The sequence below is a fragment of the Brotaphodocola sp. genome, assembly GCF_050873065.1.
GTDB lineage: Bacteria > Bacillota > Clostridia > Lachnospirales > Lachnospiraceae > Brotaphodocola.
Map to the genome: position 1 here is coordinate 1 of NZ_JBNMIC010000020.1, position 16,061 is coordinate 16,061.

At 51.1% G+C, this 16,061-nt stretch carries 16 protein-coding genes; 11 read left to right on the forward strand and 5 right to left on the reverse strand.

Annotation, left to right across the window (positions count from 1 at the left end; translation table 11 throughout):
• The first annotated feature begins 196 nt into the window (after window positions 1-196).
• The 8 genes from ACR0QE_RS07005 (at window position 197) to ACR0QE_RS07040 (ending at window position 8,622) form a co-directional block, all read left to right on the forward strand.
• Window positions 197-604, forward strand: coding sequence for a hypothetical protein (locus tag ACR0QE_RS07005; protein WP_432627652.1), 408 nt, complete (start codon window positions 197-199; stop codon window positions 602-604).
• A 432-nt stretch (window positions 605-1,036) separates the two neighbouring features.
• The gene (locus ACR0QE_RS07010) at window positions 1,037-3,739 is read left to right on the forward strand and encodes a valine--tRNA ligase (protein ID WP_432627653.1); all 2,703 of its coding nucleotides are present in this window, start codon (window positions 1,037-1,039) and stop codon (window positions 3,737-3,739) included.
• Between the two features lie 141 nt (window positions 3,740-3,880).
• Window positions 3,881-5,224: a bifunctional folylpolyglutamate synthase/dihydrofolate synthase gene (locus ACR0QE_RS07015; RefSeq protein WP_432627654.1), complete on the forward strand. Its 1,344-nt coding sequence runs from the start codon at window positions 3,881-3,883 to the stop codon at window positions 5,222-5,224.
• 36 nt (window positions 5,225-5,260) lie between these two features.
• Complete coding sequence (locus tag ACR0QE_RS07020) at window positions 5,261-5,398, forward strand: hypothetical protein (RefSeq protein ID WP_432627655.1); 138 nt, start codon at window positions 5,261-5,263, stop codon at window positions 5,396-5,398.
• Between the two features lie 21 nt (window positions 5,399-5,419).
• Complete coding sequence (locus ACR0QE_RS07025; RefSeq protein WP_432627656.1) at window positions 5,420-6,730, forward strand: tetratricopeptide repeat protein; 1,311 nt, start codon at window positions 5,420-5,422, stop codon at window positions 6,728-6,730.
• 390 nt (window positions 6,731-7,120) lie between these two features.
• Complete coding sequence (locus ACR0QE_RS07030) at window positions 7,121-7,459, forward strand: STAS domain-containing protein (protein WP_432627657.1); 339 nt, start codon at window positions 7,121-7,123, stop codon at window positions 7,457-7,459.
• Window positions 7,460-7,475: 16 nt separating this feature from the next.
• Window positions 7,476-7,892, forward strand: a complete 417-nt coding sequence (spoIIAB, locus tag ACR0QE_RS07035) for an anti-sigma F factor (RefSeq protein ID WP_432627658.1) — start codon at window positions 7,476-7,478, stop codon at window positions 7,890-7,892.
• A 4-nt stretch (window positions 7,893-7,896) separates the two neighbouring features.
• On the forward strand, window positions 7,897-8,622 hold the full coding sequence (locus ACR0QE_RS07040; RefSeq protein WP_432627659.1) for a SigB/SigF/SigG family RNA polymerase sigma factor: 726 nt from the start codon (window positions 7,897-7,899) through the stop codon (window positions 8,620-8,622).
• On the opposite strand, the gene ACR0QE_RS07045 is transcribed toward ACR0QE_RS07040, so the two are convergent.
• The 4 genes from ACR0QE_RS07045 to ACR0QE_RS07060 form a co-directional block, all read right to left on the reverse strand.
• Window positions 8,617-9,078, reverse strand: coding sequence for a SpoVA/SpoVAEb family sporulation membrane protein (locus ACR0QE_RS07045; RefSeq protein WP_432627660.1), 462 nt, complete (start codon window positions 9,076-9,078; stop codon window positions 8,617-8,619). The two genes, ACR0QE_RS07040 and ACR0QE_RS07045, sit on opposite strands and share 6 nt — an antisense overlap.
• A 97-nt stretch (window positions 9,079-9,175) precedes the next feature.
• On the reverse strand, window positions 9,176-9,625 hold the full coding sequence (locus ACR0QE_RS07050; protein WP_432627661.1) for a stage V sporulation protein AB: 450 nt from the start codon (window positions 9,623-9,625) through the stop codon (window positions 9,176-9,178).
• A complete protein-coding gene (locus ACR0QE_RS07055; RefSeq protein ID WP_432627662.1) occupies window positions 9,615-10,250 on the reverse strand; it encodes a stage V sporulation protein AA in 636 nt (211 codons plus the stop codon). Before ACR0QE_RS07055 ends, ACR0QE_RS07050 begins: the two co-directional genes overlap by 11 nt.
• Window positions 10,247-10,453, reverse strand: a complete 207-nt coding sequence (locus ACR0QE_RS07060; RefSeq protein ID WP_432627663.1) for a hypothetical protein — start codon at window positions 10,451-10,453, stop codon at window positions 10,247-10,249. The genes ACR0QE_RS07055 and ACR0QE_RS07060 overlap by 4 nt, the downstream gene beginning before the upstream one ends.
• Window positions 10,454-10,648: 195 nt before the next feature.
• On the opposite strand from ACR0QE_RS07060, the gene ACR0QE_RS07065 reads away from it, so the two are divergent.
• Window positions 10,649-11,665 (forward strand): stage V sporulation protein AD, encoded by a 1,017-nt coding sequence (locus tag ACR0QE_RS07065; protein WP_432627664.1) that lies wholly within the window; start codon window positions 10,649-10,651, stop codon window positions 11,663-11,665.
• Window positions 11,666-11,859: 194 nt separating this feature from the next.
• Window positions 11,860-12,216, forward strand: coding sequence for a SpoVA/SpoVAEb family sporulation membrane protein (locus ACR0QE_RS07070; RefSeq protein WP_432627691.1), 357 nt, complete (start codon window positions 11,860-11,862; stop codon window positions 12,214-12,216).
• 16 nt (window positions 12,217-12,232) lie between these two features.
• On the opposite strand, the gene ACR0QE_RS07075 is transcribed toward ACR0QE_RS07070, so the two are convergent.
• A complete protein-coding gene (locus ACR0QE_RS07075) occupies window positions 12,233-14,920 on the reverse strand; it encodes a transglycosylase domain-containing protein (protein WP_432627665.1) in 2,688 nt (895 codons plus the stop codon).
• 376 nt (window positions 14,921-15,296) lie between these two features.
• Here ACR0QE_RS07075 and ACR0QE_RS07080 point away from each other — a divergent pair, with 376 nt between their 5' ends.
• Entirely contained in the window at window positions 15,297-15,953 is a 657-nt protein-coding gene (locus ACR0QE_RS07080; protein ID WP_432627692.1) for a YigZ family protein, read from the forward strand.
• The last annotated feature ends 108 nt before the right edge of the window (window positions 15,954-16,061 follow it).

Below are 16,061 nucleotides of genomic sequence, written 5' to 3' on the forward strand. Positions count from 1 at the left end.
ACAAATAGCATAAGAAGAATAAATATATAGGGCGGGGACTGCCCGAATTAACGCCTGTGGAGATAGTAGGTCACGAGGTCTGTGAAGCAGGAAGCCCATTGGCTTTAGACAATGGGCAGTTCACAAAAATACGACGTACCGCATTCAGCAGACTAAAGCTTCCGATGATTACCATCCAGATCCGGTGGAATATGAGATGACGGTTGATGAGTGGGGAAGAATCGGCGGCAGCGCTCAGACAGTGCTTTCCCTGACAAACCGCATGCTCCGGGTGAAAGTGCAGGCAGTGGATGCCGTGTTTAAAAAGGGAAGTTCCGGTGTCCGATTTGCGCTCTACGATGCGGACAATCGCCTGATTGATGCCTGGAGTGAGGATGGAAATGGCAGGATGTTCACAGAACTTTCGGCGGGAACGTATTATCTTGAGCGAGAGGGGCACTCTTCAAAACGGTGTGAGCTGACGGTGAGAGATGAGGTTGGGGTTCAGGAGTGGAAAATCCCTATATTTACCTGGAAAAGTGCAGTCGTTCTTGTTGTAGCTGTATTGGCAGTTGCCGGACTTGTGCTTGCGGGAGGATTTGTCACGAAAAAGAGAAAACTGTAATTTCGATCCGATTTTGCTTCTTGACAAATTTGCGTGGAAATACTATCATAAATACCATATGAAAAGGCAGTGAAGAAGAGGAGTAGAGCGCAGGCATCCGCCAGAGAGGATGATCCATCGGCTGAAAGATGATCCCGGAGAGCGCGCACGAAGGTAGCTTCGGAGCCGGAAGTCTGAATGAGATTTCTCAGAGTAAGATTTCCCGTCTGATCCGCGTTAAGGAGAGAAAAGCGATAAATCAAGGTGGTACCGCGGAATTTCCAAAGAGATGGATTTCGCCCTTTGTGCAGTGAGAGTCTTTGCTGCATAAGGGGCGTTTTTTATTTTGTAAAATTTTATTTTATTTGAAGATCCGCCCTTGAACCGGATACAAGAAAGATCACATAGAGGTTTCCAGGATTTACGGGGAAACCCACAGAGAAAGGAAGAAACATGAAAGAACTGGAAAAGACTTACAATCCTTCTGCGATTGAAGAAAAACTGTACCAGAAATGGCTGGACAACAAGTACTTCCACGCAGATGCAGAGCGCGGAAAGAGAGAGGGAAAGAAGCCGTTTACGATCGTTATGCCGCCGCCAAACATCACCGGACAGCTGCACATGGGTCATGCACTTGACAACACGATGCAGGATATCCTGATCCGTTACAAGAGAATGCAGGGCTATGAGGCTCTGTGGCAGCCGGGAACCGACCACGCAGCAATCGCAACCGAGGTTAAGGTTATCGACAAGTTAAAGAGCGAGGGCATTGACAAGCACGATCTCGGACGTGACAAGTTCCTCGAGGCATGCTGGGACTGGAAGAAGGTATACGGCACCCGCATCATCAACCAGCTCCACAAGCTCGGCTCTTCCGCTGACTGGGATCGCGAGCGTTTCACAATGGATGAGGGTTGTTCCAAGGCAGTTCAGGAAGTTTTCATCAAACTTCACGAAAAAGGATATATCTACAAGGGTTCGAGAATCATCAACTGGTGTCCGGTATGTCAGACTTCCATCTCTGACGCTGAGGTAGAGCACGAGGAGCAGAACGGCTTCTTCTGGCACATCAACTACCCGATCGTCGGTGAGGAGGGAAGGTTCGTTGAGATCGCAACGACCCGTCCGGAGACTCTGCTTGGCGATACCGCAGTTGCAGTAAACCCAGATGATGACCGTTATAAGGACCTTGTCGGAAAGATGCTCAAACTTCCGTTAACGGACCGAGAGATTCCGGTTGTCGCTGATGCCTACGTAGACAAGGAGTTCGGTACCGGATGCGTAAAGATCACCCCGGCACATGACCCGAATGACTTCGAGGTTGGCCGCCGTCACAATCTGCCGGAGATCTGTATCATGCATGACGATGCAACGATCAACTGCCCGGGAAGCAAGTACGATGGCATGGATCGCTATGAGGCGAGAAAGGCAATGGTTGAGGATCTGAAAGCGCTCGGTCTTCTCGTGAAGGTTGTTCCGCACGCTCACAATGTTGGTATCCATGACCGCTGCAAGACGACCGTAGAGCCGATGGTAAAACAGCAGTGGTTCGTCCGCATGGAGGAGATGGCAAAACCGGCGATCGAGGCATTGAAGAGCGGAGAGCTCAAGTTCGTTCCAGAAAGCTTTGGAAAGACCTATATGCACTGGCTTGAGGGAATCCGCGACTGGTGTATCTCGAGACAGCTGTGGTGGGGCCACCGGATCCCGGCTTACTACTGTGATGAGTGCGGCGAGATCGTTGTCGCAAAAGAGATGCCGGAGAAGTGCCCGAAGTGCGGATGCACACATTTCAAGCAGGATGAGGATACGCTTGATACCTGGTTTTCCTCTGCACTGTGGCCGTTCTCCACGCTCGGCTGGCCGGACAAGACGAAAGAGCTTGACTACTTCTATCCGACCGACGTGCTTGTAACCGGTTACGACATCATCTTCTTCTGGGTAATCCGTATGGTATTCTCCGGAATTGAGCAGACCGGCAAATGCCCGTTCAACACGGTTCTGATCCACGGTCTTGTCCGCGACTCCCAGGGACGCAAGATGAGTAAGTCCCTCGGAAACGGAATCGATCCGCTTGAGGTTATCGACAAGTACGGCGCAGATGCCCTGCGTATGACGCTGATCACCGGAAATGCACCGGGCAACGATATGCGTTTCTACTGGGAGCGTGTGGAGAACAGCCGTAACTTCGCAAACAAGGTATGGAATGCATCCCGTTTCATCATGATGAACATCGAGAAGGCAAGCGCAGAGCGCATGGCAGAGTATGACCGCGCATACGCAAAGGATGCAGATGCATCTCTGGCAGAGAGCGCACCGCTTACTCTGGCAGACAAGTGGATCCTCTCCCGCGTCAATACACTGGCAAAGGATGTCACGGAGAATCTCGACAAGTTCGAGCTTGGAATTGCCCTCCAGAAGGTCTACGACTTCATCTGGGAGGAGTTCTGCGACTGGTATATCGAGATGGTAAAACCGCGTCTGTGGAACGATGAGGACACGACGAAGGCAGCAGCTCTGTGGACCTTAAAGAAGGTTCTGATTCAGTCCTTAAAGCTTCTGCACCCGTATATGCCGTTCATCACGGAGGAGATCTTCTGCAACCTTCAGGAGGAAGAGTCCTCGATCATGATCTCTGCTTGGCCGGAGTACAGCGAGAAACTCAACTTTGCATCTGAGGAGCAGGCAGTTGAGACGATCAAGGAGGCAGTCCGTGCAATCCGTAACGTGCGCACTTCCATGAATGTTCCGCCGAGCAAAAAGGCAAAGGTATTTGTCGTATCTGATCGTCAGGATGTCCTTGAGATCTTTGAACACAGCAAATCGTTCTTTGCAGCACTTGCCTATGCGAGTGAGGTAGAGCTTCAGTCCGATAAGACCGGAATCGGTGAGGACGCCGTGTCCGCAGTGATCTCTTCTGCATCGATTTACATGCCGTTTGCAGAGCTTGTCGATGTGGATAAGGAGATTGAGCGTCTTGAGAAGGAGAAGACCCGTCTTGAGGGCGAGCTCAAGCGTGTAAACGGAATGCTCAGCAATGAGAAATTCATCAGCAAGGCTCCGGAGGCAAAGATCGCTGAGGAGAAGGCAAAGTTAGAAAAGTACACCCAGATGATGAAGCAGGTTGAGGAGCATTTAGCTCAGTTAAAGAAATAAGAAAATAGGATAGATAAAAGAGAGCATCAGGCAGAAACAGCAGACATGTCCGGGGGCACAGGCAGAAAGTGTGCATAACCCCGGACATGATTGCATACATTGTAACAGTTCAGAGCCTGGAAAGGAAAGAAAAAGAAAGAGATGGAACAGCAGGCAAGAGCTTATCTGGATCAGATTCCGTTCTGGACCAGAAAGAAAAACACGCTGGAGCAGGTGCGGGATTTCCTTGCAGAACTTGGAAATCCGGACGATTCGCTCCGCATCATTCATGTGGCAGGCACAAACGGCAAGGGCTCCGTCTGTGCGGATCTGACAGCGGTTCTTCTGCGCGCCGGATACCGGGTCGGAACGTTTATCTCTCCGCATCTGACCGATGTGAAAGAGCGGTTTCTTCTCGACGGAAGTCCGGCACCCGAGGAAACGTTTGAAAAGAGTTTTGAGAATGTGCGTGCCGTCACAGAAAAGATGTGTGCGAGGGGATATGCCCATCCGACGTTCTTTGAATTTGTCTTTCTGATGGCAATGGATCTGTATGGGCGGGAGAAACCGGACTGGGTGGTGTTGGAAACCGGACTCGGAGGACTTCTCGACACGACGAATGTCATCCGGAGCCCGAAAGCCTGTGTCATCACTTCGATCAGTCTCGATCACACCGCTTATCTTGGTACAAGCATTCCGGAGATTGCGATGCAGAAAGCGGGAATCATCAAGGCGGGAGTGCCGGTGATTTTTGATGATACCAAGCCGGAGGCATCCGCAGTGATTGCAGGGCAGGCAGAGCGCATGGGTTCTGCCTGTTATCCGGTCAATTATGGCAGTTTTGATTCTGCCGCCAGTGTACAGGAGAGGGAAGCGAAGAATATACAAGAACAGGATGCGACCGATCGCAATATTGTTTCGGAAGTGAAGTTTTCTGCCCCGTATCAGGCACAGAATGCCCTGCTTGCACTCAGGACGATAGAGGTGCTTGTCAAAAACGGAGAGATCCGTCCGGTGGCGGATCAGACCAAAAAAGAGGCGCTCTCTCATGTGTGCTGGCCCGGAAGAATGCAGAAAGTCAGAGAAGATGTCTGGCTTGACGGTGCCCATAATCCCGGAGGAATCTCCGCTTTTATTGAGGCGGTCCGGGCACAGAAGAGTGAGAAAAACATTCAGCTGCTGTTTGCAGCGGTCTCGGACAAGGATTACCGGGAGATGGTAAAAATGCTCTGTGAGAGTCTTCATCCGTCGGCTGTGACCGTTGTCCATATCGACAGTGCGCGTGCGACAGATGAACATCTGCTTGCGGGACTTTTCCGGACGGCTGGCTGCAATTGTGTTGAGCAGTATCCCTCGGCGGGGGAGGCGCTTCGGGCGGCACTGGCAAAAAAGGGCGAGAATGACCGCCTGTATGTTGTCGGCTCGCTGTATCTGATCGGAGAGATTCAGAGAATCTTAAATTCGATGCCGGAAGCTGTTTGCGAGAAGGATTCCCGGAAACGGTGACTTTGGAATGGAAGAAAGGATGGGTGAAGAACAGTCATGCTGGATTTTGAGCAGGAGATTGCCCGATTTAAGCCGAGCCTTGAGGTGAGTGAAGTGGAAGCGGCGATTGTGCGGGAAGATTTAACGGATATGAATGACCTGATGATGGAATTTTTGAGAGAGAAAAAACAGTAAGGCGGATATAGAGGATATAGGATGGATACACAAAAAAGAAACCGCCGGATCGCGGATGCCTATTATAATCTGGGACTCGAGAAAGCGGGACAGAGAGATCTGACCGGAGCGGCTGCGGCACTCAAGAGAAGTCTGCGATTTGACAAGTACCAGACGGACGCCCGGAATCTTCTGGGACTGATTTACAATGAGACCGGAGAAGTCGGAGCAGCACTCACGCAGTGGGTGATCAGTCTGAATCTTCAGGACAAGGACAATCTTGCGGAAGAATATCTGCGGCGCGTCCATGAGGACAAGGGCTATCTCGAGATGGCAGACCAGGCGGAGAAAAAGTTCAATCAGGCGCTTGGACATGCCGCAAACAACAACGAGGATCTCGCAGTGCTGATGCTCTCCCGCATGCTTGAGGATTTTCCGCAGTATGTGAAGGCACAGGAACTGCTCGCTCTGCTCTATCTTCAGCGGGAAGATTACACAAAGGCAGGGCGCTGTCTGTATCAGGCACTCAAGGTTGACCGCTACAATCCGCAGGCCCAGCGCTACATGGATGTGGCAAAGAAGCACACCGGAAAGGCGGAAGTAGAGAGAAGAAAGCTGAAAAATGCGTTTTCTCACCGTCAGATGCAGGATGATGACATCATCATCCCGCCAAGCTACAAAGAGACGACGGGACTTCAGTCGGTTTTAAACATTCTGGTGGGTCTTGTCCTCGGAGCGATGGTGATTTTCTTTCTTGTCATGCCGGCAAAGACAGAGGCACTCAACGCGAGCCACAATCAGGAGGCACAGAAGATCCTCGAACAGCTGAATCAGAAAAATCTGGAAGTGGACGACTTGAACAGCCAGCTTGAAACGGCGAATGCGGAAAAGCAGAAAGCGGAAGATTCCCTTCAGACGATTGTCAGCAGCAATGATGGAATTTTAAGCCAGTATCAGAAACTGGTTCAGATTCTTCAGGCGTACCGAGACAATGATATGAAGACGGCAGCACAGCTCTACTCGGATACAGATTTTTCTGTGATGAATGATGATGCCTCCGTCCGGAATACCGTCTCATGGATTCAGACCGATATGGGAGAGAAGGCGTGGAAAATTCTGGAGGGATTGGGCGATGAGGCGGCTTCTCAGGACCCGGCATCCCAGCAGGCACTTGAGTATTACCAGAAGAGTCTGATGATCAAGGGAGACAACCCTTCTGCGCTGTATAAGCTCGGAAGTGTCTACCAGGCACAGGGAGATATGAACTCTGCAAACACGTATTACGGGGATGTGATTTTGAATTTCCCGAATTCTGAGTATGCGAGAGAGGCGCAGAGACAGAGAGGATATTAAGAAAAAGATTAGAAAATAAAAAGCACGACAGAGAAATTGCGTAGGCGACGGATCTGGCGTGCTTTTTATTTTGGTAAAATTGGATGGCGAGATGGAGAAGTAGAAATGGATCGGTGCTGAGATGGGGCGCCGACGATGGGTAAAGTCATGCAAACGCGCTCTCGCTCCGGGTTCGACGTAGCGGTGCATAAGACTGCAAAATACGCAGTCTAAGCACCGACGTCTCACACGGGTTTGCCTGCACTTTCCCATCTCGGCGCCAGTTAAGAATACTGAGTGCTTGATTTGAATTAACGAAATAGATAAGTTTCGATTAAAAGTTTTCTTCATTTATTGTTATAGAAGTTACTTAAATATAAAAAATATAGGAATAAAAAGGGGGACATAGCTATGACAGAAACCTTCACTTATGAGGCAAGAGATCAGATTCTGGTGATTCACCTTCCGAAAGAACTGGATCATCACAACTGCCGGAACTTGAGGTATGAGACGGATCTTCTGTTCTCGGAAAATTATATCCGCAAGGTGGTGTTTGATTTTTCCAGAACGGAGTTCATGGATTCTTCCGGAATCGGAGTCCTTCTAAACCGCTATAAGCAGATGGCGAGAAGCGGGGGGAGTGTGACCCTTTACGGGGTAAAAGAGCAGATTAGGCGTGTGCTTGCGATCGGGGGAGTGACGCGCCTGATCCGCCATTTTGACACAAAAGAAGCGGCAATTGCAGGGTGAGACGGAGGAAAGGTGCATGCAGCGGTTTCATATGGAGATGGAAAGTTTATCGGAGAATGAGGAGTTTGCCCGGGTGGTGGCGGCCGTTTTCATGAGTCGTCTCGATCCGACGCTTGAGGAGATTGAGGATGTGAAGACTGCGGTCTCAGAGGCTGTGACGAATGCGGAGATTCATGGGTACGGAGGGAGACCGGGAATCATTGAGATGGACATGGAGATCGAGGGGACGGAACTTACGATTCAGATTCGGGACAGTGGAAAAGGTATCGAGAACGTGGAAAAGGCACTCGAACCGCTCTTTACAACCGATCGCTCCGGGGAGCGCTCCGGCATGGGCTTTTCCTTTATGGAGGCATTCATGGATGAGCTGGAAGTGCAATCAGAGCCTGGTAAAGGGACGCTTGTCATCATGAAAAAGAGAATCGGGCGGTGATGGCATGGAGGATGTGCGGGAACTTTTGCGGCGGGCCAGAGAGGGAGAGAGGCAGTGCCGGGAAGCGGTTGTGCTTGCAAATACCGGCCTTGTCTGGAGCATGGTCCGGCGCTTTATGGGAAGAGGATATGAGGCAGAGGATCTGTTCCAGATTGGATGCATTGGACTTTTGAAGGCGGTCGATCGCTTTGATCTGAGTTTTGACGTCTGCTTCTCGACGTATGCAGTGCCCATGATTGCCGGAGAGATCCGGAGAGTTTTAAGAGATGACGGGATGATTAAAGTCAGCCGTTCAATGAAAGAACTGGCAGTGCGTGTCTGCTCGGCGAGGGAAGCGCTGACGGCAGAATTTGGCAGAGAGCCGGGACTCGATGAGATTGCCGGACGTGTCGGGGTGTCGCGGGAGGAAGCGGCGGCATCCCTTGAGGCAGCTGCACAGGTGGATTCGATTGACCGGAATATTGGAAATAAAGATGGACAGGAACTTTTCCTGATGGACCGCCTTGCGGATGACAACCGGGAGGAAGAACATCTGATGAACCGCCTCATTCTCGAGCGCCTTCTCGGAAAGCTTGAAGGCATAGAGAGGGAGATTATTGTGAGGCGTTACTTTGAAGATCAGACACAGACGCAGATTGCAAGAGAACTGTCATTGTCACAGGTACAGGTATCCCGCATGGAAAAACGAATTTTGCAGCGCATGCGGGAGTGGATGAGAGAGCCTTCATAATCTTACGATTCCAAAGAACGTTCCGATCAGAAAAATCAGACCGAGAATCCAGCTGCTTAAGACTCCGTAGAGAATCACCGGACCGGCAATCGTGAAGATCTTGACGCCGATGCCAAAGACATGGCCTTCTGCCCGGTATTCGATTGCGGGGGCGGCAACGGAGTTTGCAAATCCGGTGATCGGAACGAGAGCACCTGCCCCGCCCCATTTGACAATTTTGGGGTAGATTCCGAGACCGGTAAAGAGAGCGCTGAGAAAGATCAGTGTCAGCTGTGCGAGAGTCTGTGCTTTTTCTTTTTCAAGTCCGGTGCGGCTGACGAGAAGGAGAATCAGGATCTGCGCGCCTGCACAGATGAGACCTCCAGTCAGAAAGGCTTTTCCCATATCCGTGAGAAGTCCGTTGACGGGCGTGATCTGTTTGACGTAATCGCCGTATGCTTTCTTGTTCAGTTCCATAGGAAATTATCCTCCATTTCTTCTTGTTCTTATTATTTTTAACATTTTTCCGTTCAAAAATTCTATCATAGTCATAGAGCACTCTGATATAAAAATTTCACCCGTCCATCCCATAAAAAAAGTAGAGCAGGGATCCTGCCAGTTTGCCGAGTGCGATTGAGAAAATCAGATACTGGAGTCCAACCGAGAGACGGATCCGTCTGCTGATGACCGGAAGTGCCTTCAGTGTTTCTGCGAGTGACATGGCGAGACAGCCGACGAAAACGCCGACACAGACTCCGAAGATGGCGAGAAGAACCGGGGCGATCGGGGAGAAGACCTGGGTGAGTGGGAATTCATAGATGTCCCAGAAATTTCCAAAGATTCCGCCGGAAACGATCACCGTCTCGTAGAGCATGATGTGGGAGCGCGTCTTGGTCTTTCCGATCAGGCGGGGGAAAACGCCGATGATGGCGAGAAATGCGAAGACACCGGCCGCAATGATGCTTCCGGCGCTCAGTCCGATCAGAGCGAGCAGAAGAAAACGGAGAAGTGGATTAGTGAACATCGATGTCCTGCTCCTTTCGAGAGTCGTTTTGAATCAGTGTCTTGCAGATATTTTCCTCGTAGAGCCGCATTTCCACCTCAAGCGGCGTCGGATCCGTGTTCAGCTTGAAGCGGAGCACATGGTTGAAAAAAGTGAGAATCCCGATGGCAAGTCCAAGGGAATAGGAGGCCTCGAGGACGGTGAAACCGGATTTTTCCTGTCCGGTCACAAGATGGTAGACCTCGGAGAAGACGTCGGTCACATTGACATCGTTGTTGAATGTCATGATGGCGAAAGCGGATCCGCAGAATGCGATCAGGCAGACGGCCAGAGTCTTTGCCCATGCCGAGAAATACCTTGGCGGGTGCGGAGGCTGATAGTCGATGATGAATTCGACTTTTCCGATGTTCGTGACCTGAATCGTGGAATCAGCAGATTCTAAGAGGGAGATCACATCCAGAGCCTGACAGACATAGCGCCGAGGCTTTGAACTGTGAAGCGTTCGGATTTTCATCGAATTGCACCGGTTCTGGATATGGGGATTCTTGCAGTAGACATCGGCCACATCCCTCAAAAAAACGTCTTTTTCATGCACTTCTGAGATCTCTCTTAAATTCAGATAGACCGCAGAGGTGGAAGCGCTCACAGACCCACCTCCAACGGGATGGCGAAGGGATTTTGAGTGCATTTGAGAGAGCCGGGAGAGATCTGCCGGATCAGTGTGCTTCCCTCATAGGTCGGCTGACGGGTGTTCATCCAGAGAATGCCGAGAAGCGTGATAATCGTGAACAGACAGATCAGGGTCATAAGGGTACGTGCGTGGTTTCTTAAAAAATTGAGAATCATCATAGTATATCACATCCTTTTCAGAGATCAGTATATGCGAAATGGAAGACAGATATGTGTGAAAAGAGAAAAAAGCTTTAGACTTCATGGAATCTCTGGAATAGAACCGGGGAGAAAGGGAATTCTAAAAAAATCAATAACATTCACAAATAACAGGTAAAAATAAGATTCCAGGAGAAGAAAGGAGATTTTAATAAGATGCAGAAAGGAAAAGCGAGCATGGTTCCGGGACGCCCGGTTTACCTGATCTCATCGGCGTCCGTCGTCGGAAAAAAGGAGGGTGAGGGACCTCTTGGAAAAGCGTTTGACCTTGTGGAGCAGGATCCGATGTTTGGCGCGCCAAACTGGGAGCAGGCGGAGAGTGCCATGCAGAAGCAGGCGGCGGATCTGGCACTGGAAAAGCGGGATATCCACAGAAAGGATGTCCGCTATCTGTTTGCGGGAGATCTGCTCGGCCAGCTGATTGCGACCTCGTTTGGAACGGTGGATCTGGAGATCCCTCTGTTTGGGCTTTACGGCGCGTGTTCGACGATGGGGGAGGCGCTGAGTCTCGGAAGCATGTGTATCGGGGCCGGGGATGCCGACTGTGTGCTCGCACTTGCATCGAGCCACTATGCGACTGCGGAGAAACAGTTCCGGTTTCCGCTTGGATATGGAAGCCAGAGACCGCAGAGCGCCTCGTGGACTGTGACAGGGTGCGGCGCGGTGGTTCTCTCATCAAAGCGTCCCGCATCGGGAGTGGCAGTCAGAATTTCGGGAGTTACAACCGGGAAACTGGTAGATATGGGGATCCACGATTCGATGAATATGGGAGCTGCGATGGCGCCGGCAGCATGGGATACGATCATGACAAATTTCGGGGATTTCGGAGTCGATGAGACGTATTATGACCGGATTATCACAGGGGATCTCGGGACAGTCGGTCAGAAGATTCTTCTGGATTTCATGAGAGAGCAGGGGCATGAGCTGTCCGGAATCCATATGGACTGCGGAATTGAGATTTATGACCGGGCGTCTCAGGATGTCCATGCGGGCGGAAGTGGGTGCGGATGTTCGGCAGTCACGCTGTGTGCGAGGATTCTTCCGGAACTTTTGCGTGGGACATGGAAGAGAGTTCTCTTTCTGCCGACAGGTGCCCTGCTCTCCACCGTCAGCTACAATGAGGGGGAGAATATTCCGGGAATCGCGCACGCAGTGATTCTTGAGCGGGTGTGAGAGTGGGCGGAACATGGAAAATCCGTGACGAAAGAAACCGGATAGAAGTCTGATTAGAAATCGTATGAAAAACCAGATGGAAAATCGGATAAAAAACTGGATCGGGAAAGATCGCAGATATAGGATGCTATTAGGATATAGATGGCATGAGCTGAGAAAGGAGAACAGAATAAATGACAATAACGGAAGCTGCAATAGAAGTCGGAAAAGCGTTTCTTGTCGGAGGAGGAATCTGTGCGCTTGTCCAGATTTTGCTTGACCGCACAAAGATGATGCCGGGGCGCGTGATGGTGCTGCTTGTGGTTCTTGGATCAATTCTCGGATTTTTTGGAATTTATCAGCCCTTTGCGGAGTGGGCGGGTGCGGGAGCCGGGGTGCCGCTTCTCGGATTTGGAAATACACTCTGGAAGGGAGTGAAAGAAGGAATTGCAGAGGATGGGATGACCGGGATTTTTAGCGGAGGGCTAGAGGCCAGTGCAGCGGGAATCTCCGCCGCACTGATTTTTGGCTATCTTGCCGCCCTCCTCTTTCAGCCGAAAATGAAAGAATAAGAAAAAAACTTGTTAGTTAATCGCGTCCGGGGCCGTTGGAAACTCCGGCTCTCGGAAGGACAGAAGCACCACCTCCCGGGCCATAGCCAGGACCAAGGCTGCTGGTTCCGGCTGGCGGAAGCGTCTCCGGAGTCTGGTTGAGACTTCCGCCGCTTTCACTGGCTGCTGTCGTAGGGGTGATTGTGGAAGCCCTGTGTCCGCTGCACTTTTTCGTCGGCATCGCGTAGTCGGAATCATCGGTCGTACTCTCCGCATCGGCTGGGAGTGCCAGACGGATCTTTGTGGACTTCGGACATCCGGAGTTCGGAAGAAGTCCGGTGATGCTGCACACGGTTGCGCGAACGTGGACATCGCACAGATCTGTCGGAACGCTGCCCTTTGCGAAATATTCGGTGTAGGTGGCATCTCCGCGCGGATCTTCATCACAGACTCCGGGGATTGCGAGTTTTCCGGACTTTCGGCAGATCACGGCCGTCTCGACACTGTCCGGAACGCTGAAACCGGGATCGTCCTTTCCGTCGTGAACCCGGGTCATGATCTTCCGCCAGATATCCTTGTGGAAGGAGGTGCCTCCGTTTCGGGAAGTCAGCTTCTGGTTGTCGTCGCAGCCCGCCCAGATACCTGCCGTGAAGTACGGGGTGTAACCGACAAACCAGATATCATTGTTCTTGGATGTCGTTCCACTCTTTCCGGCACTTGACATGTTCGGGATCTTCGCACGCGTGCTCGTCGAGTTGATCGAACTTCCGAACTTGCGGTTTGCCTCCATCGAGTCGGACATCGCATCCGTCAGAAGAAAGGCGGTGGAATCCTTGAGCACGCGGTGCGTCTCCGGCTCATTGTTGATCAGGATCTTACCGTCGTGATCGAGAATCTTCGTGAAGAAGATCGGTTTCGTGTAGACACCGCCGTTTGCGATTGCGGCGTAGGCGGCAGTCAGCTCAAGGTTGCTGACACCCTTTGTCAGTCCGCCGAGTGCGGTTGCCGCATTGTAGTCGGTTGCCGTCAGCGAGGTGATTCCGAAGTTGTTGGCATATTCCACGCCGACCTGCGGAGTCACCGTTTCCATCAGACAGCGCACAGCGACAATGTTCATCGAGTAGATGATACCGTCGCGGATGCTCGAGTAACCGGTGTAACCCTGACTGTACCAGTTGGAAAACGTTTTGTTGCCGACGGTATACGGGGCGTCGTAGTATACGGTTCCGAGGGTTGCTCCGCGCGCATCGATCGCGGGTGCAAACGAGGAAATGATCTTGAATGTCGATCCCGGCTGACGAAGCGTGTTCGTCGCGCGGTTTAACGTCAGGCTGGCAGTCTTTGAACCGCGGCCTCCGCTGATTGCCTTGACCTGTCCGGTTTTCTGATCCATGAGAACAAAGGAAACCTGAGGTTCAAGTACTTTTGTCAGCCGCTCTCCGATGACAGTATCACCCTCCTTAAGCAGGTAGGCTTTATAAGCCTCGATATCTGCATCGATCGCTTCCTCGGTGTCGTAGAGACCGTCAAAATTGTCCTCGCGGACATCTGCATGCCAGGTGCGCATCGATTTTTCCGAGAAGTGTTCCGTCGTACCATCTGCATGTGTGACGGAAAGACGGTATTCGATCGAGTAGCGCTTGACTGCGTAGTTTTCCGGATTGTTGACCTCCTCATCCACGATGGTCTGGAGAGACGGATCCTGAGTCGTATAAATCTGGAGACCGCCGCTGTAAATCAGGTTGTGCGCCTGCGTGTCGGTGTATCCGAGTTTTTCCATCAGCGTATCCTTGACCTGCTGGATCAGCTCATCGGTGAAGTAGCTGTACGGGTTGGAGTTCTCGCGGTTGGCGGTGTCGATGTTCTGAATACGCGCATAGACATCGTCGGCGAGTGCCTCTTCCTGCTGCTCTTTTGTGATGTAGCCCTGTTCGTACATATATTGAAGGATCACTTTGCGCTTCTCGGCATTTGCTTCCTGTCCTGTGATCGGATTCAGGCGGGAAGGGTTCTGGGTGATTCCTGCAATGACGGCACACTCGGAAAGTGTCAGGTCGGAGACATTCTTATTAAAATACCGTCTGGCGGCAACTTTGACTCCGAGCGTGTTGTTTCCAAGGTTGATCGTGTTTAAGTAATTTGTGAGGATCAGCTTGCGGTCCATGGAGCGCGTGAGCTGGAGCGCGAGATACTGCTCTTGGATCTTTCTCTCTAGGCGGGCACCGAAGCTGGTCTCCATTCCGCCGTTGAAGACGTTGTTCTTGATCAGCTGCTGGGTCAGCGTGCTTCCACCGCCGAGATTTTTGCCGGTCAGAACGCCGACAGCCGCGCGGGAGATGGAGCGCAGATCAATTCCGTTGTGCTGCCAGAATCGCGAATCCTCGATCGCGACGAAGGCATTGATGAGGTCCTTGGGAAGCTCATCATAGGAGGCTTCCTCGCGGTTGGAACCGGTTTGCACGAGCGTGTCAGTCAGATTTCCGGCACTGTCATAGACCGTTGTGGCATAGCCGACCGGGACAATGCTGTCTACATTGAGTTCCGGGGCACTGTCAATGATTCCCATGAAAATGCCGATGCCGATGCTGGAAGTGACCAGAACGGCAAAGAGGCAGAGAATCAGAAAGGTCTTGAAGAAAGTGAGAAGGACACGGGTCGTGTATTTCTTTTTCTTAGAATAGATCAGATCGATCTTCTTTTCTGTTGCTTCTTTTCCATAATTCATGTATTTGGCAAAAAATCCTCCTGAAAAATAAAAATGTGTATCAGCTTTTCTCATTATAACAAAAACTGACCGACAAGTAAACTGTGCAGAATTTTGTTACTGTACGTGAGTAGGCAGTAGGTTACTGTTCACGCGTTGCGCAAACAGTAACAGGTAAGAATCCAACGCTGGCAATTCACTGGCAATCTTTCTTTTCTTATGGTATGATATGAAAGAAGATAGGAAGATACCGTGGAAGAAAGGATTCAAATCCGTTCGGCCACAGCGATTTTGATTAAAACAACGCATGTAAGATCAGCATACGTGGATTGGAAAAGAAAACTGGAAAACCAGAGAACGAGAGAAAAGGAAACGAAATATGGAACAGACAAGCAACATGCCAAAACAGTATAAAATTCTCTACCGGGGCGGGGAGGGAGAACTTGTCGAGAAAAAGTCCCGTTTTATCGCGACGACAAGACCGGTAAAGAGTGAGGAGGAGGCGATCGCCTTCATCGAGGAGATGAAAAAAAAGTACTGGGATGCGAGACATAACTGCTCCGCCTATGTGATCGGAGAGCGTGGTCAGGTGCAGAGATGCAGCGATGACGGGGAGCCGAGCCAGACGGCGGGCCGTCCGATGCTCGATGTGCTTCTCGGCGAGGAAGTCCGCAACATCTGCGTGGTTGTCACCCGTTACTTTGGGGGAACTCTGCTTGGAACCGGAGGCCTTGTGCGCGCCTACTCCGGTGCGGTTCAGGAGGGACTTGAAAACAGTGCGATTGTGGAAAAATGCCTCGGAGACCGGATTCTGATCCACACGGATTACAATGGGGTCGGAAAACTCCAGTATGTCGCAGGGCAGATGGGGCTGACGATACTCGACACCCAGTACACGGATCAGGTTGACATGACATTTATGGTTCCGGTCGACCAGACGGGATCATTCCTCAGTCAGGTGACGGAGAAGACTGCCGGAAGGGCGCAGATTGAGCGGGAGGGAACCCTCTATTATGGAATGCTTGACGGGGAGATGATCCTGTTTGAGGATTGATGATGCGGTTTTGTATTTTTTTGCGTGCAAGGTTTTCACACCTTATAAAATGTGAAAATCGCGAAAAAAAACCTTGCAATCTGTGGAATGCAATGCTATATTAGAGTA